The sequence below is a fragment of the Vibrio sp. 1401 genome, from assembly GCF_033340295.1.
The window spans coordinates 1-23,250 of record NZ_JAWOWF010000035.1 but is presented as its reverse complement, the minus strand read 5'-3'; the positions used below and the strand labels follow the sequence as shown (position 1 = coordinate 23,250).

At 42.3% G+C, this 23,250-nt stretch carries 15 protein-coding genes and 1 pseudogene; 14 read left to right on the top strand and 2 right to left on the bottom strand.

Annotated elements, in window-relative coordinates; all coding sequences use genetic code 11:
- Positions 1–2: 2 nt before the first annotated feature.
- From prc to rmf, 12 genes are all read left to right on the top strand, one after another.
- Complete coding sequence (gene prc / locus R7Z77_RS16755) at positions 3–2,009, top strand: carboxy terminal-processing peptidase (RefSeq protein ID WP_017634279.1); 2,007 nt, start codon at positions 3–5, stop codon at positions 2,007–2,009.
- 194 nt (positions 2,010–2,203) lie between these two features.
- On the top strand, positions 2,204–2,869 hold the full coding sequence (locus R7Z77_RS16750; protein ID WP_005377438.1) for a hypothetical protein: 666 nt from the start codon (positions 2,204–2,206) through the stop codon (positions 2,867–2,869).
- Positions 2,870–3,095: 226 nt separating this feature from the next.
- Complete coding sequence (gene pepN / locus R7Z77_RS16745; protein WP_318136761.1) at positions 3,096–5,702, top strand: aminopeptidase N; 2,607 nt, start codon at positions 3,096–3,098, stop codon at positions 5,700–5,702.
- A gap of 65 nt (positions 5,703–5,767) precedes the next feature.
- On the top strand, positions 5,768–5,986 hold the full coding sequence (locus R7Z77_RS16740; RefSeq protein WP_005377440.1) for a DUF2835 domain-containing protein: 219 nt from the start codon (positions 5,768–5,770) through the stop codon (positions 5,984–5,986).
- A gap of 201 nt (positions 5,987–6,187) precedes the next feature.
- Complete coding sequence (locus R7Z77_RS16735) at positions 6,188–11,029, top strand: NAD-glutamate dehydrogenase (protein ID WP_318136760.1); 4,842 nt, start codon at positions 6,188–6,190, stop codon at positions 11,027–11,029.
- 311 nt (positions 11,030–11,340) lie between these two features.
- A complete protein-coding gene (gene pyrD, locus R7Z77_RS16730; protein WP_005377443.1) occupies positions 11,341–12,351 on the top strand; it encodes a quinone-dependent dihydroorotate dehydrogenase in 1,011 nt (336 codons plus the stop codon).
- Between the two features lie 168 nt (positions 12,352–12,519).
- Entirely contained in the window at positions 12,520–13,062 is a 543-nt protein-coding gene (locus R7Z77_RS16725; protein WP_005377444.1) for a cell division protein ZapC, read from the top strand.
- Positions 13,063–13,548: 486 nt separating this feature from the next.
- Positions 13,549–15,669, top strand: coding sequence for a bifunctional 23S rRNA (guanine(2069)-N(7))-methyltransferase RlmK/23S rRNA (guanine(2445)-N(2))-methyltransferase RlmL (gene rlmKL / locus R7Z77_RS16720; protein ID WP_193843847.1), 2,121 nt, complete (start codon positions 13,549–13,551; stop codon positions 15,667–15,669).
- 21 nt (positions 15,670–15,690) lie between these two features.
- Complete coding sequence (locus tag R7Z77_RS16715; RefSeq protein ID WP_017821808.1) at positions 15,691–15,933, top strand: glutaredoxin family protein; 243 nt, start codon at positions 15,691–15,693, stop codon at positions 15,931–15,933.
- Positions 15,911–17,830 carry an ABC transporter ATP-binding protein gene (locus R7Z77_RS16710; protein ID WP_318136759.1) on the top strand — a complete coding sequence of 640 codons (1,920 nt, stop codon included), beginning with the start codon at positions 15,911–15,913 and terminating at the stop codon, positions 17,828–17,830. Before R7Z77_RS16715 ends, R7Z77_RS16710 begins: the two co-directional genes overlap by 23 nt.
- A 7-nt stretch (positions 17,831–17,837) precedes the next feature.
- Positions 17,838–19,607, top strand: coding sequence for a DUF3466 family protein (locus R7Z77_RS16705; protein ID WP_253652205.1), 1,770 nt, complete (start codon positions 17,838–17,840; stop codon positions 19,605–19,607).
- Positions 19,608–19,777: 170 nt separating this feature from the next.
- Complete coding sequence (rmf, locus tag R7Z77_RS16700) at positions 19,778–19,951, top strand: ribosome modulation factor (RefSeq protein WP_005377453.1); 174 nt, start codon at positions 19,778–19,780, stop codon at positions 19,949–19,951.
- A gap of 140 nt (positions 19,952–20,091) precedes the next feature.
- Here rmf and fabA read toward each other — a convergent pair whose 3' ends face one another.
- Positions 20,092–20,610: a bifunctional 3-hydroxydecanoyl-ACP dehydratase/trans-2-decenoyl-ACP isomerase gene (gene fabA, locus R7Z77_RS16695; RefSeq protein ID WP_005390081.1), complete on the bottom strand. Its 519-nt coding sequence runs from the start codon at positions 20,608–20,610 to the stop codon at positions 20,092–20,094.
- Between the two features lie 70 nt (positions 20,611–20,680).
- Positions 20,681–22,321: a Lon protease family protein gene (locus tag R7Z77_RS16690; RefSeq protein ID WP_318136758.1), complete on the bottom strand. Its 1,641-nt coding sequence runs from the start codon at positions 22,319–22,321 to the stop codon at positions 20,681–20,683.
- A 210-nt stretch (positions 22,322–22,531) separates the two neighbouring features.
- Between R7Z77_RS16690 and matP the strand changes: the two genes are divergently transcribed.
- Together matP and R7Z77_RS16680 are read left to right on the top strand one after the other, a co-directional pair.
- On the top strand, positions 22,532–22,981 hold the full coding sequence (gene matP, locus R7Z77_RS16685) for a macrodomain Ter protein MatP (RefSeq protein ID WP_318136757.1): 450 nt from the start codon (positions 22,532–22,534) through the stop codon (positions 22,979–22,981).
- Between the two features lie 15 nt (positions 22,982–22,996).
- Positions 22,997–23,107: pseudogene (locus R7Z77_RS16680) on the top strand (DUF3634 family protein); the annotation flags it as partial.
- Positions 23,108–23,250: the final 143 nt, after the last annotated feature.

The window sequence follows — 23,250 nt, the reverse complement described above, 5'->3', positions numbered from 1 at the left end:
GCATGAATTGCCGTTCAAAAGTGACCCTGATTGCTGCTAGCTTATGGCTAGCAGCATCAGCTCAGGCTCTTGAAGCCAAACTACATAAAGATGACCTGCCGGTTCTTTCTCCTGAAGTTCAGCATGAAACAGCTAGCAAACGAGTCACCTCGCGATTTACCCGCTCTCATTATAAGCACTTCAGCCTCAATGATGATTTCTCTAAAGCGATCTTTGAACGCTATGTAGAGTTGCTTGATTACAATAGAAATATTTTCACTCAAGCAGACATCGATTCATTTAAAAATTGGTCAGTCGAGCTTGATGATCAGCTTAAATCGGGCAACAACCAAATTGCTTTTGATGTTTACAACCTCTCAATGCAGAAGCGTTTCGATCGTTTTGCTTATGCGTTAACTCTACTCGATGAAGAGATTAAGTTTGATACCGATGACGAGATAGAGTTAGACCGCTCTGAAGCCGCATGGCCAAAAGACGAAGCAGAGCTCAACGAGTTGTGGCGCAAGCGTGTGAAATATGACGCGTTAAATCTGAAACTGACTGGCAAAGAGTGGCCAGAGATTAAAGAAGTTTTAGAGAAGCGTTATAACAACGCGATGAAGCGCATCACACAGACCAACAATGAAGACGCATTTCAGTTGTATATGAATGCCTTCGCGCGACAGGTTGACCCTCATACAAGCTACCTTTCTCCACGTAATGCCGAGCAATTCCAATCGGAAATGAATCTTTCTCTAGAAGGCATCGGCGCCGTTTTGCAAATGACAGACGATTACACAGTAATTCGTTCACTTGTTGTTGGCGGTCCGGCCTCAAAGAGTAAGCAACTTGGTGAAGGGGACCGAATCACTGGTGTTGGACAAGACGGTGAAGAAATTGTCGACGTGATCGGTTGGCGTCTGGATGATGTTGTTCAGTTAATCAAAGGCCCTAAAGGCACAAAGGTTAATCTACAGATCTTGCCAGAAGGTAACGATGCTAAGAGTTACATTGTCACAATTGTTCGTGACAAAGTTCGCTTAGAAGATCGTGCGGTTAAGTCAGAAATCATCGAAAAAGACGGTAAGAAGATTGGTATTTTAGAAGTACCAAGTTTCTACGTCGGCTTATCGAAAGACACCGATAAATTACTAGCTGAGTTGAAAACCAAAAACGTTGACGGCGTAATCGTTGATCTACGTAACAATGGTGGTGGTGCGCTAACAGAAGCGACGGCATTGACAGGTTTATTCATTAAAGAAGGTCCTGTAGTTCAAGTTCGTGACAGCTATGGCCGCATCAAGGTGAATGCCGATACCGATGGAAAAGTGAGTTATGATGGCCCATTGACGGTGTTGATTAACCGCTACAGTGCTTCAGCATCTGAAATTTTTGCAGCGGCAATGCAAGATTATAATCGTGCAATCATCTTAGGTGAAAACTCTTTCGGTAAAGGTACAGTTCAGCAACATCGTTCACTGAATCATATTTACGATCTTTTCGATAAAGAGCTAGGTTATGTTCAGTACACGATTCAGAAGTTTTATCGTATTGACGGTGGAAGTACGCAAAATCGTGGTGTTGCACCAGATATTTCGTACCCAACGCCAATTGAGGCTTCTGAAACAGGTGAAAGTGTTGAAGACAATGCTTTACCTTGGGATCAGATTGATAAAGCACAATATCAAACGTTTCCAAGTAACGACGCCTTAGTTGAAAAACTTACTGCTCTGCATAACAAGCGTATTTCTGATGAGATGGAGTTCCGCTTTATCAATGAAGACATCGAGAAATATCGTAAAGAAAAAGACGATAATACTCTGTCTTTGAACGAGAAAGTTCGTAAAGCTGAATCGGATAAAGCGGAAGCCCTTCGATTACAACGCATAAATGAACGTCAAGTTGCTTTGGGTAAAAAAGCATTCAAAACATTGGATGACATACCAAAAGACTACGAGGCTCCTGATGTTTATTTAGATGAGTCTGTTGCGATTATGGTCGATCTACTTAAGCAGGAAAATCAGTCATAATAACTGGCAATTTAGAATAAAAAGAGTGAGTCTTTCAGATTCACTCTTTTTTTATGCCTTTTTGTCTTCCGCTGTCTCGATATCGAGCAAGATATTCGCTTATTTTCCCCCAATAATTTACGTGATCTACATCTAAAATTTCGCGAAAGTGAGGACTACTGGCTAAGCTAAAAGAAAACGATAAGGATGCCGATATGAAGTGGTTCTTTATTTTACTTAGCTTTTGCTGCTTTAGTGTGTTTGGTGGAGAAAACACCAGAGAAGATGAATTAAGTCACTTTGACACGCCGTTTCTCATCGGAGACTGGTATTTGATGAACCCAAACCCCGAAGAGTCGGCTGAAAACTTTCGTGCGATCAAACTCTCATTAGGTTCTGACTACAGCTTTTCTATTGATATTCAAAAGAAAGACTATTCCGTTGACCATTGGGAAGGGCTGTATAACGCAAATGAAGACACCATCGTTCTTGGTTTAAACACCGACGAGCCTCAAATTTATGCCTATCGCAACAACCATAATACGCTTGATCTTAATGGTGTAACGTTCACTAAGGGATTATCTAATTCACTTGCAGGTATTTGGTCTAGCTCTCACGTATCTGGCGACGGTCTTGTGGCAAACAACATTAATCAGATGGATTTGATACTTCAACCTGATTTCGTGTTCATGTTTCGGGTATCAAATGAAGAAGGGGATGAGTCCATCAAACAAGGTGTGTTTTACACAGAAGATGAGTTTTTGGTTCTGCTGTATGAAAATGGCGAGCATGGAACCACGTATAAGCTCAACAAGAATGAGCTAACGATCGAAGATTCCAATGGTGATATGTACGCCGTACTCAATAGAGTTACGCCATGATGCCTTTAACATGCGCCAAATTACGCGTGCGTACGGTAAGTCATTAATGTTGTTTAAATGTTAATCAAAAAACGGAGCTAGAGCACTAAAAGCTCCGTTTTTTGATGGAAAGACTTGTATTCTGATACCACAACCCCTACAAATAGCTTATATAGTGATACCAGAACTGCATTTTTGATCATGCAGTCTGGTATTTTTGTTGTTCGACATACAAGGATTTATGCTCATGTCTCAAGCTCCCCAGGCCAAATATCGTAAAGATTATAAAGAGCCATCTCATGCGATTACTGATATCGATCTTACTTTTGATCTATATGACAATGACACAATCGTTACGGCGGTATCAAAAGTTGCTCAAAAAGGCGATACAACAACGCTAGAACTCGATGGCGAAGGGCTTGAGCTACGCGCTGTAAAAGTAAATGGTGAGGATTGGGCTCATCACGAGGTGAAGGAGTCATCGCTGGTACTGACCGATCTTCCATCCGAGTTTGAACTTGAAATCGTCACCAAAATTGATCCTGAAGCGAATACAGCACTCGAAGGTTTGTACAAATCAGGCGGCGCATTTTGTACTCAGTGTGAGGCTGAGGGCTTCCGCCGTATCACGTACTATCTAGACCGTCCGGATGTTCTAGCAAAATACACAACAAAAGTGATCGCAGATAAAGCGGCTTACCCATATTTGCTGAGCAATGGTAACCGAATTGCAGAAGGTGATGCAGAGAACGGTCGTCATTGGGTTCAATGGCAGGATCCGCATCCAAAACCAGCTTACTTGTTCGCCCTTGTTGCAGGCGACTTTGATGTATTGCGTGACAAATATACAACGATGTCAGGTCGCAGTGTTGATTTAGAAATCTTTGTTGATAAAGGTAACTTAGATCGTGCAGGTCATGCGATGACATCGCTGATCAACTCGATGAAGTGGGATGAGGAACGCTTTGGCCTGGAATACGATCTGGATATTTACATGATCGTTGCTGTTGATTTCTTCAACATGGGTGCAATGGAAAACAAAGGCTTGAACATTTTCAACTCAAAATATGTTCTGGCGAATGATCAAACTGCGACAGATCGTGATTATTTAGGCATCGAAGCTGTGATCGGTCATGAGTACTTCCACAATTGGACTGGCAACCGTGTCACTTGTCGTGACTGGTTCCAACTAAGTCTAAAAGAAGGCTTAACCGTATTCCGTGACCAAGAATTCTCTTCTGACTTAGGCTCTCGTGCTGATAACCGTATTGATAACGTACGTATTATTCGTGGTCCTCAATTTGCGGAAGATGCAAGCCCAATGTCTCACCCGATTCGTCCTGACAAAGTCATTGAGATGAATAACTTCTACACGCTAACGGTGTATGAAAAGGGCAGCGAAGTTATTCGCATGTACCATACACTCCTTGGCGAAGAGGGCTTCCAAAAAGGAATGAAACTTTATTTTGAACGTCACGATGGTACCGCCGCGACGTGTGAAGACTTTGTTTCTGCAATGGAAGATGCCACCGGGGTTGATTTAAAACAGTTCCGTTTGTGGTACAGCCAATCGGGTACACCAACGCTACGCGTAAATAGCGAATACAACGCTGATGCAAAAACTTACGCACTAACGGTAGAGCAATTTACGGAGCCGACGCAAGACCAAGCAGAAAAACAAGCGCTGCATATTCCGTTCGATATCGAGTTGTATGATTCGAAAGGTCGAGTTATCCCACTGGTGATTAACGGTGAATCTGTTCATAACGTGCTGGATATTAAACAAGATAAGCAAACGTTCGTATTTGAAAATGTCGAAGAACAGCCAGTGCCATCTTTGTTGCGTGAATTCTCGGCACCAGTCAAATTAGAATACGATTACAGCGATGACGAGTTAGTCTTCTTGATGAAGCACGCAACGAACGATTTTGCTCGATGGGACGCTAGCCAAATGCTATTGGCTAAATACATTCGTCAGAATGTGAAAAACGTTCAAGCGGGACAAGAAGTATCGCTTTCTGAAGGTGTGATAGATGCTTTCCGCGGTGTGCTGTTGGATGAAACGCTTGAGCCAGCTTTCATTGCTCAAATTTTCTCTATGCCTTCAATCAATGAGATTACTGGTTGGTACCAACAAATTGATATCGATGCCGTAGACAAAGTGCTAAACAGCATTATAGTGTCACTTTCTAAGGAATTAGAAGATGAGCTAAGTGCGACTTATCACACGCTTAAGCAAACAGAGTATACGATCGACCATGCTGCTATTGGCAAGCGTGCTTTACGTAACCGTTGCCTGCAGTACCTAGCACATACGGCAAAAGGTAATGATTTAGTCAACGCACAATACGCATCTGCAAATAACATGACAGATACGATTGCTGCGATGAGTGCTGCAAATAACGCTCAGCTCGAGTGTCGTGAAGCACTTATGGCTGATTACAGCGATAAATGGAAGCACGATGGTTTGGTTATGGATAAGTGGTTTGCACTGCAAGGTAGCAATCCTGCAGAGGATGCTCTTGAAAAAGTAAAAGCAACCATGAACCACGAAGCATTTAGTTTGAAAAATCCGAACCGTACGCGCAGCTTAATTGGCTCGTTCTTAAGTGCGAACCCTGTACGTTTCCATGATAAATCCGGTGTAGGTTACCAGTTTGCCGGTGAAATTCTTCGCCAACTAAATGATTCGAACCCACAAGTAGCTTCTCGAATGATTGATCCTTTGCTTAAGTTCCGTAAATACGATGAAGCTCGCCAAGCAATGATTCGTGCAGAACTTGAAAAGCTCAAAGCAATGGATAATCTTGCTAAAGATCTATTCGAAAAAGTGACTAAAGCACTAGACGAATAGTAAACAACACAATAGGGTGGTCATTTAGACCACCTTATTTGTTTATGTCACTTAGTTTTCACTTCATGAACTATTACTACTTTAATCTCAACATTTCATATCAAACGTTTTTATCTCATTATTCTGGTGCGGCAAGTGTTGTTCAAGTTGTCACACACAACGGTTTGCGTTTGCAGTTACCCGCTGCGAGATTTAGACCATTTCTTAGTCAATTGGGCGTTAGAGGCCAGTTTAGACTAACAACTGACCAAAATAATAAGTTTCTTAAGTTAGAAACTCTGTGATGTATTGTATTTGCAGAGAGTTAAATAGGAATCTTAGTCACAGAATCGGACATTTCACCTCTTACCACTACGATTAGTTGTTAAACATTTGTAATTATGCTTTTACAATGGGCACATGCATTACCTATGCTTAGTTTCTAAGGTAACAACCTAGCTACTAAGTCCCCCTACAAAACAACAATTCTAATGTGGAGTGTGAATATGACCGCGCGTGAAAATGTAGTGCCGGTTCTGCTTGAAAAGGTTTACCAGCTGATTCAAGACAAACTCGAGCTTTCTCACCAAACGCTTGTAACTAAACTTGCTCAACACTTATTCAGTAACATTGCTGATGATGATCTAATTCAGCGAAACGAATCCGACCTTTATGGTGCTGTCGTTAGCCTTTGGCACCATATCAATGAAAAAAAACCAGAAGAGATTTCAGTTCGAGTATTTAACCCGACCGTAAGTCGTCAAGGCTGGCAATCCACACACACAATCGTAGAAATTGTTGTTCCAGATAGTCCATTCTTAGTGGACTCAGTCAAAATGGCTTTAGCGCGTTTGGATCTTGTTTGTCACCTAATGTTGAATAACCCAACACAGATTCAGCGTGATAAAAAAGGCCAAGTTACAGACGTAAACGGTGAGGGTGGTGTTCTTCAATCACTTTTCCACATAGAGGTAGACCGCCTTACTAGTAAAGACGAGATGCAAGCGCTTAAAGAAGAGCTGTTAAGAATTCTATCTGATACTCGCTTAGTCGTTGATGACTGGAAGCAGATGGTTGATAAACTTAAGTTTGTTACTGATGAACTTGAGCAAAATAAAGATCGTGTTTCTATCCAAACCGATCGTATGGATGAAACGATCGCATTTCTTCGTTGGCTAGAAGATCATAACTTTACCTTTATGGGTTATAAAGATTACGACTTAAAAGAGGCCAATGGTGATACCGAACTTGTTCCTGCTAAAGAAAAAGGACTAGGTCTGTTTGCTGATGACAAGCGCGTGCGTAGCGTCAAGCTCTCTGAATTATCAGATTCAGCGCGATTAGAAGCGAAAAAACCATACGCTCTGATCATCACCAAAGGTAACAAAGCATCTCGTATCCACCGTCCGGCTTATACTGATTACATCGGTATTAAGAAGTTTGATGAAAACGGTAAAGTAATAGGTGAGCATCGCTTTACTGGTTTATATACCTCCGCCGTTTACAACCAAGCGGTACAAAGTATTCCTCTGATCCGTGAAAAAGTTGACCGTATCCTTGAAGCAAGTGGATACCGTCACGGATCATACTCATACAAAGCATTGCACAATATCTTAGAAAACTACCCACGCGACGAGTTGCTTCAAGCTAATGAAGAAGAGCTGCTTGAGGTGGGAATGGGTGTTGTACAAATGCAAGATCGTGACTTGCTGCGTTTGTTTGTTCGTAAAGACCCATTTGGTCGTTTCTTCAGTTGCATGGTTTATGTCACTAAAGATCGTTACAACACTGAATTGCGTCGTCAAACTCAACGCATTCTTAAGCAGTACTTTGGTTGCGAGCAAGAGGTTGAATTTACAACGTACTTCTCAGAAAGCCCACTAGCGAGAACACATTACATTGTTCGTGTAGACAATAACAACATTGACGTAGACGTGAAAAAGATCGAGCAAAATCTAATGGAAGTTTCTACCTCTTGGGATGACAGACTAAAAGAATCCATCATTGCTAACTTTGGTGAAAGCAAAGGCCTTCCTCTTTCAAAAGAATATATGAGTGCGTTCCCTCGCTCATACAAAGAGGACATGATGCCAGGTTCTGCGGTTGCAGATATCGAGCGCTTAGAAGCGTTAAGTGATGATAATAAACTTGGCATGTTGTTCTACCGACCTCAAGAAGAGGGTGCAGATTCCAAAGCTGTCCGCTTAAAGTTATACCATCGCGATGAACCAATTCACCTTTCTGACGTAATGCCGATGTTGGAAAACCTTGGTTTGCGTGTGATTGGCGAATCGCCATATGAGATCGAGAAAAACAACGGGCAGACTTTCTGGATCCTTGACTTCTCTATGCTGCATAAGAGCGAGAAAACCGTTGACCTTCGTGAAGCTCGTGATCGTTTCCAACAAGCATTTGCTGCCATTTGGGCGGGTAATCTTGAAAGTGATGGTTTCAACCGATTGTTATTAGGTGCGTCGTTATCTGGCCGTGAGATTTCCATTCTTCGTGCTTACGCACGATACATGCGCCAAGTAGGCTTCCCATTCAGTCAGCAGTACATCGAAGACACGCTAAGCCACTACCCAGACTTAGCGACAGGTCTAGTCAAGCTGTTCACCAAGCGATTTGATCCGAAACACAAAGGCAGCGAGAAAGGCCAAAACGATCTAATTAAAAAGCTAACAGAGCAGTTGGATCGTGTAGAGAGCTTGGATGATGATCGTATTATTCGTCGTTATATTGAAATGATCATGGCGACGCTTCGTACCAACTACTACCAAGTAGACGAGAATAAGCAGCCTAAGCCTTGGTTATCTTTGAAAATGAAGCCAAGCGATATTCCTGAGATTCCGCAGCCTGTACCTGCATTCGAGATCTTTGTTTACGCACCAGATATTGAAGGTGTTCACCTTCGTGGTGGAAAAGTGGCTCGTGGTGGTTTGCGTTGGTCAGATCGTCAAGAAGACTTCCGTACGGAGATTCTTGGCTTAGTGAAAGCGCAACAGGTTAAGAACACTGTAATTGTACCAGTGGGTGCAAAAGGCGGCTTCGTTTGTAAACGCCAGCCATCTCTCACCACTCGTGATGAAATTTTTGCGGAAGGTCAGCGTTGTTACAAACGCTTTATCCGTGCACTGCTTGATGTGTCAGATAACATCATTGAAGGAGAAGTAGTACCACCACAAAATGTTGTTCGTCACGATGAAGATGACCCATACCTAGTAGTGGCTGCCGATAAAGGTACAGCAACCTTCTCAGATTTGGCAAACTCTGTTTCTGCAGAGTACAACTTCTGGCTAGGCGACGCATTCGCTTCAGGTGGTTCAAACGGTTACGATCACAAAGCAATGGGTATCACCGCAAAAGGTGGTTGGGAATCTGTTAAACGTCACTTCCGTGAAATGGGCATCAACTGTCAGACCACTGATTTTACTGCAATCGGTGTAGGTGATATGGCAGGTGACGTGTTCGGTAACGGTATGCTGTTATCGAAGCATATTCGATTGCAAGCTGCGTTTAACCACATGCACATCTTTATTGATCCAAATCCAGATTCAGCCAGCAGCTGGGAAGAGCGTAACCGCTTGTTTAATTTGCCAAGATCAAGCTGGGAAGATTACAACAAAGACTTGATCTCTCAAGGTGGTGGCATCTTCTCTCGTCGATCAAAATCGATCCAGTTGACGCCAGAAATTCAGAAAATGTTAGGTACGAAGAAAGCATCTTTAGCGCCTAACGATCTGATAAAGATGATCTTGAAAATGAAAGTCGATCTTCTTTGGAACGGTGGTATCGGCACTTACGTTAAATCATCGACAGAAACTCATACAGATGTTGGTGACCGTGCTAACGACATGCTGCGCATTGACGGCCGTGACTTAAGAGCCAAAGTGGTTGGCGAAGGTGGTAACTTGGGTATGACTCAGCTTGGTCGTATCGAATACGCACTAACTGGCGGTCGAGTGAACACGGACTTCGTTGATAACGTAGGTGGCGTTGACTGTTCGGATAATGAAGTCAACATCAAGATCTTCCTCAATGGACTGGTTTCAAATGGCGATCTTACGGTTAAGCAACGTAACCAAATTCTAGAGTCTATGGAAGACGAAGTGGGTGAAATTGTCTTGGATGATGCTTACCGTCAGTCGGAGTCGATCTCTGTTACTGAACAGCAAGGTGTTGGCATTGTTAAGGAGCAAATTCGATTCATCCACACTATGGAGAAAGCAGGGTACTTGGACCGTGCTCTCGAATACATTCCTGATGATGAAACGCTAATCGAGCGTGAAAAACAGGGACTAGGTCTGACTCGCCCTGAGCTATCAGTGTTAGTTGCCTACGGTAAAATGGTACTTAAACAGCAACTTGTTACGGATGAAATCGCAAATGATGAATTCCATGCAAAACAACTTGTTGAATATTTCCCAAGTGCGTTACGACGTAACTATAAAGATCAAATGGTTAATCACCCACTGCGAGCTGAAATTATCGCTACAGCATTGGCTAACCAGATGGTTAATGAAATGGGCTGTAACTTCGTTACTCGTTTGCAAGAAGAAACTGGTGCAAGTGTTGTCGATATTGCCAATGCTTACAGTGCGGCTAGAGAAATCTTTGATTTAGAAGCAATCCTCATGCAAACTCGCAAACTTGATAACGTTGCGACAGCGCAAGCTCAATACGAAATTATGTTTTACGTGCGCCGAGCACTGCGTCGAATTGCACGCTGGTTGCTTCGTAACCGTAGCGGCAAATGCACGGTCGGTGAGTTGATTGCTATCTACAAGCAAGATGTCAATGTTATCACTGAAACCCTAGACACTATGTTAGTTGAGTCTGAAGTTGAAGAACACAATGACTTGGCTCAAGGTTGGATAGAGAAAGGGGTTGAAGAGAAACTCGCTCACCAAGTTGCCCGCTTATCAAGCTTACAATCTGCACTGGATATTTCATCAGTAGCAAGTGAAACAGGTAAAACGGTTGAGCAAGCATCGAAACTCTACTTTAACTTGGGTGACCGTTTATCGTTGCATTGGTTCTTGAAGCAAATTAATAGCCAAGCCGTTGATAACAACTGGCAAGCACTTGCTAGAGCGGCATTCCGTGAAGATCTGGACTGGCAACAACGTCAACTTACCGCTCAGGTACTGACTTGTGGCTGCTCAACCGAAGAGCTTGACGTGATGGCTGCGTTAGAAGATTGGATTGAAACTAACGAGCAATCGTTGCACCGCTGGGAGAGTATCTTAAACGAGTTCAAAGTTGGCTCAGTACACGAATTTGCTAAGTTCTCTGTAGCACTTCGAGAGCTAGTACTTTTAAACCTCAACTGCTCATCGAAAGAGTAGTGGAATAATCAAGTCATAAGTAAAAGCCTCGTTATTTAACGGGGCTTTTTATTATCTATTATTCACATTTGGAACGAAAATAGTTACATTGTCACATTGAGTTGAAATTAAAACAGAGTGAAATCGATTGCTTTTAAGCGGTTAGTTACGATTTTTATCGCAGAAACTTGATTGTAATTGTTTGTTTTATATTTAAAAATTTTATAAAGATATAGGTTTTTACTTATTACGTTCATTTTCATTGAATTACGATGAAAAACGGTAAATAATATTGTCCCGTTTATACGGGGCTTTTTTCTTTCGGAGGCACAATGCTTTACCGTCTAGCCAGAACTGGCTTTTTCCAACTCGATGCCGAGAAGGCACATGATCTTGCAATCAAGAACTTCCAACGCTTTAACGGCACACCACTTGATCTCTTTTACCGCCAACAGTTACCAACTCGTCCAGTTGAGTGTATGGGTCTAACATTCCGTAACCCTGTTGGTCTTGCGGCTGGTTTAGATAAAAACGGCGAATGTATTGAAGCATTTGATGCCATGGGCTTTGGCTTTGTCGAAGTCGGCACTGTAACGCCACGACCACAACCAGGTAATGATAAACCACGCTTATTCCGTTTAGTGGAAGCAGAAGGGATCATCAACCGCATGGGCTTTAATAACCTAGGCGTTGATAATTTGATCGAGAATGTTAAACGAGCAAAATTCAATTGTGTTCTCGGAATTAATATCGGTAAAAATAAAGATACGCCAATTGAGAAAGGGGCAGAGGACTACCTGATTTGTATGGAAAAAGTGTATGAGTATGCTGGCTATATTGCAGTAAACATCTCATCGCCAAACACTCCAGGTCTTCGTTCACTTCAATATGGTGAAGCGCTTGATGAACTGCTTTCCGAATTAAAAGCGAAACAAGCGGAGTTATCAGAGAAGTACAACAAGTATGTCCCGTTAGCATTAAAGATTGCGCCAGATTTAAGTGACGATGAAATCTGCCAAATCTGCGATTCTTTATTGAAAAACAATATAGATGGTGTGATCGCGACTAACACAACTTTGGATCGCACGATCGTAGAAGGGATGAGACACGCCAATGAGGCAGGTGGCTTGAGTGGTCGCCCTGTGCAATCACGCTCTACGGAGGTCGTACGTAAGCTTCATGAAGAGCTTGGAGACAAACTTCCAATTATCGGTGTTGGTGGTGTAGATTCCTATGTTGCAGCCAAAGAAAAGATCATGGCAGGCGCTAAACTTGTTCAAGTCTACACTGGCTTTATTTACCACGGCCCAGGTCTCGTACGTGATATTGTTAAGAATCTTTAACACATACATCAAAAACTACTGAAAAATCAGTACCTGTTACATAAAAAAGAGGACTTTGTTTCCTCTTTTTTTTTATCCGTTCGTTTGTAGAATTTAAAAATCACGAGTAGGTAATTAAGCGTCTTACCTCTTTACCACTGATTTAACTAGTCAAGAGAGAACGGAATAATGCTTAAACCCAGCGACAAATGGAATTGGTATTTTGACGAGCAAAAAGCTTGCTTAATGCTGGATCTGGGGGAGGAAATGATTTTCCAAACCAATCTATCCCGAAAATTGTTGGTTAACTGTGCCTTCTCAAACAGTGAATTTACCGTTGATGACGCCAGCGCATTTCAAACGTTTAATGAGCGCATTCGCTGTCTCGATATCAGTGAATATCGCCAAGCTGAATTAACACTGTATTGTGTTGCTGCAAAGCGTTTTCATAAACCTGTACAGCCTAAGAGCTGGTTCTTCGATGCACAGTCCTCTGATTATGAACCTCAAGAAGGGGACATGGTCTTTCTCACAAATCAATATTCTGATGGTATGTTCATCGTTCTAGAACCAGGCGAAACATCGAGCTTATGTGCTTATGTTAACCAAGAAGCCTTTGTTCTTGATGGCAATAAGGCGCTTCAATTTGGGCAGCCGATTAAAGTAATGCATGATCGCATGGCTTGTGCAAACCACCTCTTTGCAATGACCCCTATGGCAATGGTGGGTTAAAGCTGTTTAATTTTTCTTTATTTCGTTCCTTTGTTTGCCTTAATCGACCTTATTGGGTCGATTTTTTTTGTCCTTTCCTCTGACACTCCAATCCGAAAGACCATGAAACTGTTTGTTTTCTATGCATGCAAACATGAAGCTGGTCACTTTTATTTTACTTATTTCAATTTGATTACTCCTTTAATTAGGCAACCTAGCGCCTAAAACAACCCTATTTATTCCCCTATAAAGGGTATTTGTAAGTAATTTACATCAACCAATCCCGGCTGGTGTATACCAAAATGCATGTAAATAAGTATTCACTTCTTCTAAAGGAAACAAAATACGTTCATGAATGAAAAACATTCAAACTAAAGATGTTGAAAGTTTTAGATCATTTGAGTGGTGATGATTTGAACTAACGGGTGGGAAAATACCTTTAAAAACGAGGCATTGATCGTAAAGTCAGGTATAATTGAAACCATTTTTTATCAGCGAAAGAACACTATGAATCAATATCTCGCGGTAACTTCAAATGGCATGGAAAATTTGCTTGTTGAAGAACTGACTAAACTAGGCATTGAAAATGCGAAACCAGTACAGGCAGGCGTAAAATTTAAAGCGACAAACGAACAGGTTTATCGCTGTTGTTTGTGGAGCCGTTTAGCGTCTCGATTTGTACGTGTTTTATCTGAGTTCACGTGTAACAACGACATGGACTTGTATCTATCCACTTCCACTATTAACTGGGTTAACCAATTTCATAGCTCTAAACGCTTTGTTGTGGACTTTAACGGCACAAACCGTGAGATTAGAAATAGCCAATACGGAGCTATGAAGGTCAAAGATGGCATCGTAGATTGCTTTGAGAACAAAGGCTTGCCACGTCCTAATATCAGCAAAGAACGCCCAGATATTCGTATTCACGTTCGTTTGCATAAAGATAAAGCGTTGCTTGGGGTAGACATGGTAGGTAGTGGTCTTCATCAGCGTGGTTATCGACCAGAATCGGGTCGTGCGCCATTACGTGAAACGCTTGCTTCTGCGATTATCATGCGTTGTGGCTGGGATGGGCATCAACCATTACTCGATCCAATGTGTGGTTCTGGGACTTTGCTTATTGAAGCGGCAATGATGGCAGCCAACATGGCACCTGGCGTTAAGCGCAAACAATGGGGCTTCGAAGTTTTGGAAGACTTTGAACCGGAGACCTGGGCTGAGATTAAATCAGAGGCTAATGTTCAAGCTAGACGAGGTGTCAAGAAAGTTGACGCTAAGTTTTTTGGATTCGATAACGACCCCAAAGTATTAAAAGTCGCTCAAGAAAACGCCCGCAGAGCAGGTGTTGAAGAGTTGATTGAGTTTGCGCAAGGTGATGCTGCAACTATTACTCGTCCCGCAGGATTTGAACACGGTGTTATCGTTTCAAACCCACCTTACGGTGAGCGTCTAGGAACTGAGCCGGGGCTGATTGCGCTCTATACCGCATTCGGTGGACAGCTAAAATCTGAGTTTGGCGGATGTAAAGCATCTATCTTCTCTAGCTCAGACGAGCTCTTGAGTTGCCTTCGCATGCGCGCTGATAAACAGTTTAAATTGAACAACGGTGCGTTACCGTGTCACCAAAAGAACTACAGCATTGCCGAGCGCAGCGCTGATGAAGTTAAAGGTGCAGATACTAACGTTCAAATCGCACCAGACTTCTCAAACCGTTTGAAGAAAAACATTGGCAAGATTGGCAAGTGGGCTCGTAAAGAGAAACTAGACTGCTATCGTATCTACGATGCAGACCTTCCAGAATACAACGTAGCGATCGACGTGTACGGCGATCAAATTGTGATTCAAGAGTACGCAGCACCTAAGAACATCCCTGAAGAAAAAGCCAAGCGTCGTCTAACGGACATTATCCGTGCGACGATTCAGGTGACCGGTGTCGAAGCGAACAAAGTTGTACTGAAAGTTCGTGAGAAGCAGAAAGGTCGAAGCCAGTACCAAAAATTAGGTCAGGTATCAGAGACGCTCGAAGTAAACGAGTACGGTGTGAAGCTGATCGTGAACCTTCATGACTACCTAGACACAGGCCTGTTCTTGGATCATAAGATCACTCGTCGTCGTCTTGGCGAAATGGCACAGGGTAAAGATTTCCTTAACTTGTTTGCTTACACTGGTAGTGCAACAGTGCACGCTGCAGTTGGTGGTGCGCGTTCCACTACAACTGTCGATATGTCAAACACCTACTTGAATTGGGCGAAAGACAATATGCAGCTTAATGGCTGTGTAGGGCGCCAACATAAATATGAACAAGCGGACTGTTTGCAATGGCTAGAAAACGCAAAAGGTGAGTACGACTTGATCTTTATTGACCCACCTACGTTCTCTAACTCTAAGCGTATGGAAACATCATTCGATGTACAACGTGACCACATTAAGCTGATGAAGAATCTCAAACGTTTACTGAGAAGTGAAGGCACAATCGTATTTTCAAATAACAAACGTCATTTCAAGATGGATGAAGAATCACTCGCTGAATTGGGTTTGAAGGCTCAGAATATTTCTTCTCAAACGTTACCATTAGATTTTACGCGTAATAAACAGATTCATAACTGTTGGCTAGTAACGCACGCGTAGTATAAACAAAAGGATTAATACGTGCTGATATTGTATAGCACGGAGGGATGCCATCTTTGTGAGATGGCATTTGCTCTAGTAGACCAAGTCGGTTTGGCCGAGCAAACAGATATCATTGATATTGCGTTCGATGATGTACTATTTTCTCGTTACGGCGTCACAATACCCGTATTAAAATATCAAGATTCTGAGTTGAACTGGCCGTTTGACTTAGAACAACTCACACATTGGTTGGATAATAATGGCATTACTTACCATTCATAACGCACAACTTGCATTTGGTGCCCACCCATTGCTAAACAAAGCGGAGTTCGCTCTTCAAGAAAACGAACGCGTTTGTTTAGTTGGTCGTAACGGAGCAGGTAAGTCCACGTTAATGAAAGTGCTTGCCGGCGACATTTTGTTGGATGATGGCAAGATTCAAATAACTCAAGACGTAGTAGTTTCTCGGCTTGAACAAGATCCACCGCGCAATCAAGAGGGTACGGTTTACGAATACGTATCTGGCGGTTTGGCTGAAATCGGCGAACAATTGAAGATCTATCACGATCTTCTCGATCTTGTTGCTCAAGACCCAAGTGAGAAGAACATTAACCGTTTGGCGAAAGTTCAAGAGCAACTTGATCATTCTAATGCTTGGCGCTTTGATGACCGTGTTAAGAACGTACTTGGCGCTTTAAAACTAAGCCCAGAAACCAAACTGACCGATCTATCCGGTGGCTGGCAACGTAAAGCTGCTTTAGCTCGTGCGCTGGTTTGTGATCCTGATGTATTGCTTCTTGATGAACCAACAAACCATCTCGATGTTACAACGATCGAATGGTTAGAGAACTTCTTAAAAGACTTCAAAGGCTCGATCATCTTTATTTCTCACGACCGTGCATTCATCAAGTCGATGGCGACACGCATCGTCGACTTAGATCGCGGTCAATTAGCTTCTTTCCCTGGTAATTACGAACAGTATTTGAATGACAAAGAAGAAATGCTTCGCGTCGAAGAAATGCAAAATGCTGAGTTCGATAAGAAACTAGCTCAGGAAGAAGTGTGGATTCGTCAAGGCATTAAAGCACGTCGTACTCGTAATGAAGGCCGTGTTCGAGCCCTTAAAAAACTTCGTGAAGAGCGTCGTGACCGTCGTGAAGTTCAAGGTAAAGTTAACCTAAACATCGATGATGCTTCTCGTTCAGGTAAGATTGTATTTGAAGCAGAAAATGTATCTTTTGCTTACGAAGGCAAGGCAATTGTCGACGACTTTAGCTTTAACATCATGCGTGGTGACCGTATTGCACTTATCGGACCAAATGGCTGCGGTAAGAGTACGGTACTTAAATTGCTATTGGGGCAATTGGAAGCGCAGTCTGGTCGTTTACACTGCGGAACAAAATTAGAAGTCGCGTACTTTGATCAGTACCGAGAGATTTTGGATCCAGAAAAGACAGTGATCGATAACTTAGCGGATGGGAAACAAGAAGTAATGGTTGGGGGACGTCAGCGTCATGCGCTGAGTTATCTCCAAGACTTCTTATTTGCACCTAAGCGCGCCAGAACCCCGGTTAAGGCACTTTCCGGTGGCGAGAAAAACCGATTATTGCTAGCCCGTATCTTGTTGAAACCAAACAACTTACTTATTCTTGATGAACCAACTAACGATTTGGATATCGAAACGTTGGAACTTTTAGAAGAAATGCTTGCCAATTATCAGGGTACATTATTGTTAGTAAGTCACGACCGTGAGTTCGTAGACAACACAGTAACAACCAGCTGGATTTTTGAGGGTAACGGTATAATCGAAGAGTTCGTTGGTGGTTATCATGATGCTAAACAGCAACGTGACCAAGTTCTTGCTTCGCGCAGTCAGGTTGAAAAACCAACGAAGAAAGAGAAAGTGGTTGAGGAAACTCCCAAAACTACGCAACCTAAGAACAATTCGAAGAAGTTATCGTATAAGCTGCAAAGAGAATTAGAGGCTCTACCAGCTAAACTTGAACAATTAGAGTCGGATATCGAGAGCCTTCAGGAGCAAGTGAACGATCCAGAGTTCTTTGCTAAACCTGTAGAGCAAACTCAGCCGGTATTGGAACAGCTTGCTGCACTAGAGCAGGAGTTGGAAATCGCATTCGAGAGATGGGAAGAACTCGAAGCAATGCAACAGGATAGTTAAGAATTCAATGAATTGTAGTAACAAATTCAAATTAACCGCCGTCGCGATGATGGTTGGTACGGCAATGAATGCTAATGCAGCATTGTACAAAGTGGTTGAAGTAACTCCAAACGATATTGATACCACTGACAAAGCTGTTTTTGGCGTTGCAATAGAACGTGGAGATGTCGCTTTTGATAAGGGGTGTTTTGACAACGGCGCTGATTGTATAACTAGCGATCAATTCGCACTTGCCGGAGAAACAAGACCTACTTTACTTGCAGATGGCTCCAAATTACCATCGCTTCTAGCTGGTGTCTCAGTTGATGGCGTGAACTTCAGAGAAGAGACCCCGTTTAGCTCAGATTCAAGGTTTCGTTCTTTCGAAAAACGGGATTATTTAGAAGATTTTTGTTTTTCTGAGTATGGTTATGAAACATGCGAAAGTTGGGCTTCAAGCGTTTGGGCACCTCTTCATCAAGTAAGGTACTCTTCAAACACAGACTCCGTATCCTTGGCGTTTGTAGAGGGGCAGAGCTTTGATAACCAATACAATAGCGTCATTAATACTCTCATTGAAGGTGCTATACCTGTAGGCAACCAAAGTGTGTTAAACAGTGCTTCAAATTCTACAGAGGATAAAGTCGAAACGGATAACCAACCTTTTTCACCATCGTTACCGCCAAATTATGAAAAGTTAGACGAAAATGATGAGCACACGGACTATGCACAGGTACGAGCTTGGAATTATCACAATAACCTGACTTCAGGAAGCGTTGCCTACGCTCGAAGCAATGATTATGGATTAAACTATGTGTCCAAAGCCGCAATTTGGGATGATAGTGGTGATGTTTCAGTAGTTGAATGGGAATCGGGACAACCTAACGAAAACGAACATTTATCCCAAGGTAGCATCAGAGACTTTGTGGTTTCTAAAGATGATAACGGTAACATCAAAGAGATTTACGCAGTAGGTTTTAACACATGGGATGACGATAGGAACCAGCTTAACGCAACCGTATTTAAAGGTAGCTTCGATGCTATTGGTGATCCGTTAAGTAAAATTAAGTGGGACTTGTCTGCGGTGAGTGGTGCAAGATCTTATGACGGTTCAGATTATATTTATTCAAATACCGTCATTGAAGCAATAAACAATAACAAACTAGCAGTAGGTGAAGCCAAGCGCACTACACCAGAGTCAGGAGCTCAAGCTAATAGACTCTATGTTATAAAGGATATTGATTCGCCATCCGCAGACTTTCTATCCGGAGGGATATTTTTCTCTGGTGCTGGCGGACACATTGGCGGTTTGAATGATTACAATGAAATTGTCGGTCAAATCGACGCAGGGAATACGCGAGAAGATGGTGGTAAAGCTCGACGTAAGAGAGCCTTTATTGAGCCATATGAGTTTGAAGGTACAATAACTTCTCGAAGAGAAGTTTTTAAAAACCAGGCATGGTTGTTGGACGACCTGACGAATGGTGGTGACTACAATGAAGAAAATAACCGATTCCGTATTGTTGATGCCACTGACATTAATAATGCAGGGGTAATCTCTGCAACTGCTATCATGTGCGAAAATGGTTATGATACAACTGCTCATAATGCACTCTGTAACGGTGGCAATGCCAATTCAGAAAAAGTGGTTGCAGTAAAACTAATCCCAATACCTGGAGCGACTAAAGACATGATAGAGCCAAGGTCTGTCGAACAAACAGCAGCAGAACGTCAAGGTGCTGGCCTTGGTTGGTTGGCTTTGACCATGCTTGGCTTGTTCGGGTTCCGTAGAAAATAGTCAGTAGTTTTTAAATCAAGCAGAGGCTCACAGAAATGAACCTCTGCTTTTTTATGCCTTGAGAAATTGCCTACTTTGATCGATTCTTATAAGTGGAGTCATAAAAACTCCATCAAAGTTTCACAATAACAGCTGTACGTTAGTAAATGGACCTGTATGAGGAATTAACTATGAAGAGACAAAAGCGTGATCGCCTAGAACGAGCTCAATCTCAAGGCTACAAAGCTGGGTTGAATGGAAGGTCTCAAGAGGCTTGCCCATATCAACAAGTTGATGCTCGGTCGTATTGGTTAGGTGGTTGGCGTGATGCCAGAGATGAAAGACAATCTGGTCTCTACAAATAAACTCTCCACATACAAAAAGAAGGATTCGAAAGGGCTCTACGGAGCCTTTTCTACATTATAGGTACATAGGGAAGTAGGTTAACACTCGATAACAAAAAGGCTCCTAAATAGGAGCCTTAATAAATCGATTAAAATCGTGATTAGAAGCTTGAAGTGTCTTGGAACAAGCCAACTTTCAAATCTTTTGCTACGTAGATTTCTTTGCCGTCTACACATACACGACCGTCAGCCAAACCCATCACAAGTTTACGGTTTACAACGCGTTTCATGTGGATTTCGTACGTCACTTTTTTCGCTGTTGGCAAGATCTGACCTGTAAACTTCACTTCGCCAACACCCAGAGCACGACCTTTTCCTTTGCCACCAACCCAGCCAAGGAAGAAACCAACAAGTTGCCACATCGCATCAAGGCCAAGACAACCCGGCATTACAGGGTCGCCAGGGAAGTGGCAGTCAAAGAACCACAAATCTGGAGTAATATCCAATTCCGCCAAGATCAAACCTTTACCAAAATCGCCTTCAGTCTCAGACATTTTAGTAACACGATCCATCATTAGCATGTTTGGCGCAGGAAGCTGAGGGTAACCAGGCCCAAACAGTTCGCCTTGGCTAGAAGCAAGTAGATCGTCACGGTTATAAGAATCACGTTTGTTTTGCATTATCAATTACTCCAATTTTTGATAGCTGCATCTTAGTGAACACGTGTACGCTAAACAACTCCGATCAGTACTAGACAAACCAGTTTTTGATGCGCTGCACAATTCCTTCTGGATGCTCATGTCTTTCAAAGTTTTCAATACGTTCCGCTATTTTGCCAATAATGCTATCGTCTTCACCTCTAAAAGGTTTATTCATTACAATCGGAATAGCTTCATCTACGGTAGAAACGGACCAAATATGGAACTCACCATTTTTAATGCTTTCTATTACATCTTTATGTAATGCAAGGTGTTTAAGGTTTGATTTTGGCATCACAACACCTTGATTTCCTGTAAAACCTTGATGTTTACAAACCTGATAAAAACCTTCAATTTTTTCGTTCAAGCCACCAACGGCTTGCACTCGACCAAACTGATCAACAGCCCCTGTAACCGCAACTTGTTGATTAATTGGAGATTCAGATAAAGCACTTACCAAGCAACAAAGTTCTGCAAGAGATGCGCTGTCACCATCAACTTCACTATAAGACTGTTCAAATACGATGGAGGCTGAATAAGGCAGTGGTTCATCCAGTTTCAGAGCAGAGCTCAGAAAAGCTTGCATAATCATCATGCCTTTTGCATGTAGATTGCCTCCAAGCTCAGCTTTGCGCTCAACATCGGAAACATCGCCATCACCAAAATGAATTACACAAGATATTCGTGCAGGCTCACCATAGCTGACAGGGTGCCCAGCCATATCAATAACGGTTAGGCCATTGATTTGACCAACTTGTTCCCCAGTTGTCTCAATGATGACTTGGCCATCTAAAATATCGTACACGGCACGCTGAGGAAGGTAAGATTCTCGGTAATACTTATCGTCAATCGCTTTATCTAACGACTTGTAATCTAATGCGTGGCCATCACTGAACTGGTTGGCAAGCGTTAGAAGTTGAGAGTGCCACATTACTCCTAAAGGCAGATAATGTTGATCTTCAGTAAATCTCATACCGGCCAGCAACAATCTTCTAAAACCACATTCAGTTAAGTGAGGCAGTTGATATTGAGAACAAATCCAGTTCACTAAACCAAAGTAATCTGTCAAATTCTGCTCTGACAGATGAATATCTTCTTCAACTTCCGTATACATGGCAAAGCCAGAACAGAAGTCTTCATCGATGTATTCTAGCTCTGCTAACTGACTTCTTTCTCCTGTTACAATCAGTTTTACATCATAAGCTTTAGCTTGCGGTACTGAAGTAGGTAAACGAGTAGGGCTTAGGTTCAGTGGCTCGATAAGGTTTTGTTGAATTGCAGACTTTATATTTGGCCAAAGCCCTGGGTTAGCCAAAATTAGATTAGCCGGTACAATTAAGTAACCTCTATCTGCCTGTGAAATTAAACCAGGTTGGAAGGCAATATCACCACTTACATCAACACTGTAACGGTCAAATAAACGTTTGGCATCAAGTGATTCCGACAAAACTATCGCAGCGTTAGACTGGCTCTGAAGAGCTTTACTGATGAACTCTCTATATACAGAATTATCTACGCAGTTAATGAGTAGTACTCGCGTCAATCCGGAAATTTTTGAAAAACGAGATATCGTTGCCGACATTCTCGGTTGGAGCTCAGTAAAAGACTTCTTTGGTAACGAAGGTGCAGACTTTAAAAGTGCTTCGTACTGCTCAAGTGAAGGTGTTACGTCTTGCCAATTAAGTTGGTTCATTAAAATTCATCGTAATTCAATCTTGCCGACATTATAACTAAACGGACTATAACACCCTAGCACCAATTTGGTTTGCTCACGGCATTCAACTCTCAATGAACAATACTTAGACAAATGAGTGATCAACATCGATACTTCTAAGAGTTTTATTTGCCCAAGTAAACCATCTGGGTTACGCTGTCACTAGGTTATGTTTATGGGTCGGAACAAATGAAATATCAGCAGCTTGAGAATCTAGAATGTGGGTGGAAATGGAAGTATCTCATCAAAAAATGGAAAGATGGTGAAGCGATTACCCGACATATTGATACAAGCGAAGCAGATGCAGCGGTCGCAGAACTAAAACGCCTTGAAAACGAGCCTACACTTGTCTTGGCTTGGATAGAAAACCACATGTCAGAAGAGTTAGATAATAAACTCAAGCAGGCTATCCGAGCGAAACGGAAACGTCACTTCAATGCAGAGCAAGTCCATACAAAGAAAAAATCCATTGATTTAGATTACCGAGTTTGGGAAAAGCTTTCTAGCAGAGCGAATGAACTTGGTTGTACGTTATCTGACGCAATTGAATATTTGCTTTCCGAAGCGTCGAGAAGTGAAAAAGCGAGTCAAAAAGTTACCTCAATTAAAGAGGATTTGAGTAAATTGCTATCTAGCTAGGATAGGGAGTGCCAAATGTTATATGTAATCTTAATTGCAGCCATCGTGATCTTTTGGTTGATCGCAGTCGATAGGCCGGTGTTAAAAGTAAAGTTCGATAATGGCCATATTAGTAACGTAAAAGGGCTTTGTTGCGTAATTCGGACAGAAAACCAAGTCGTCCGAAATTGAATAATTATTAAACAATATACCGAGTTTCAGGCATACCAAGCCCTGTAAGCTTGTTCAGCGCTTTAATCATGGCGTAGGTTTCGCCAACCTGAGAATTA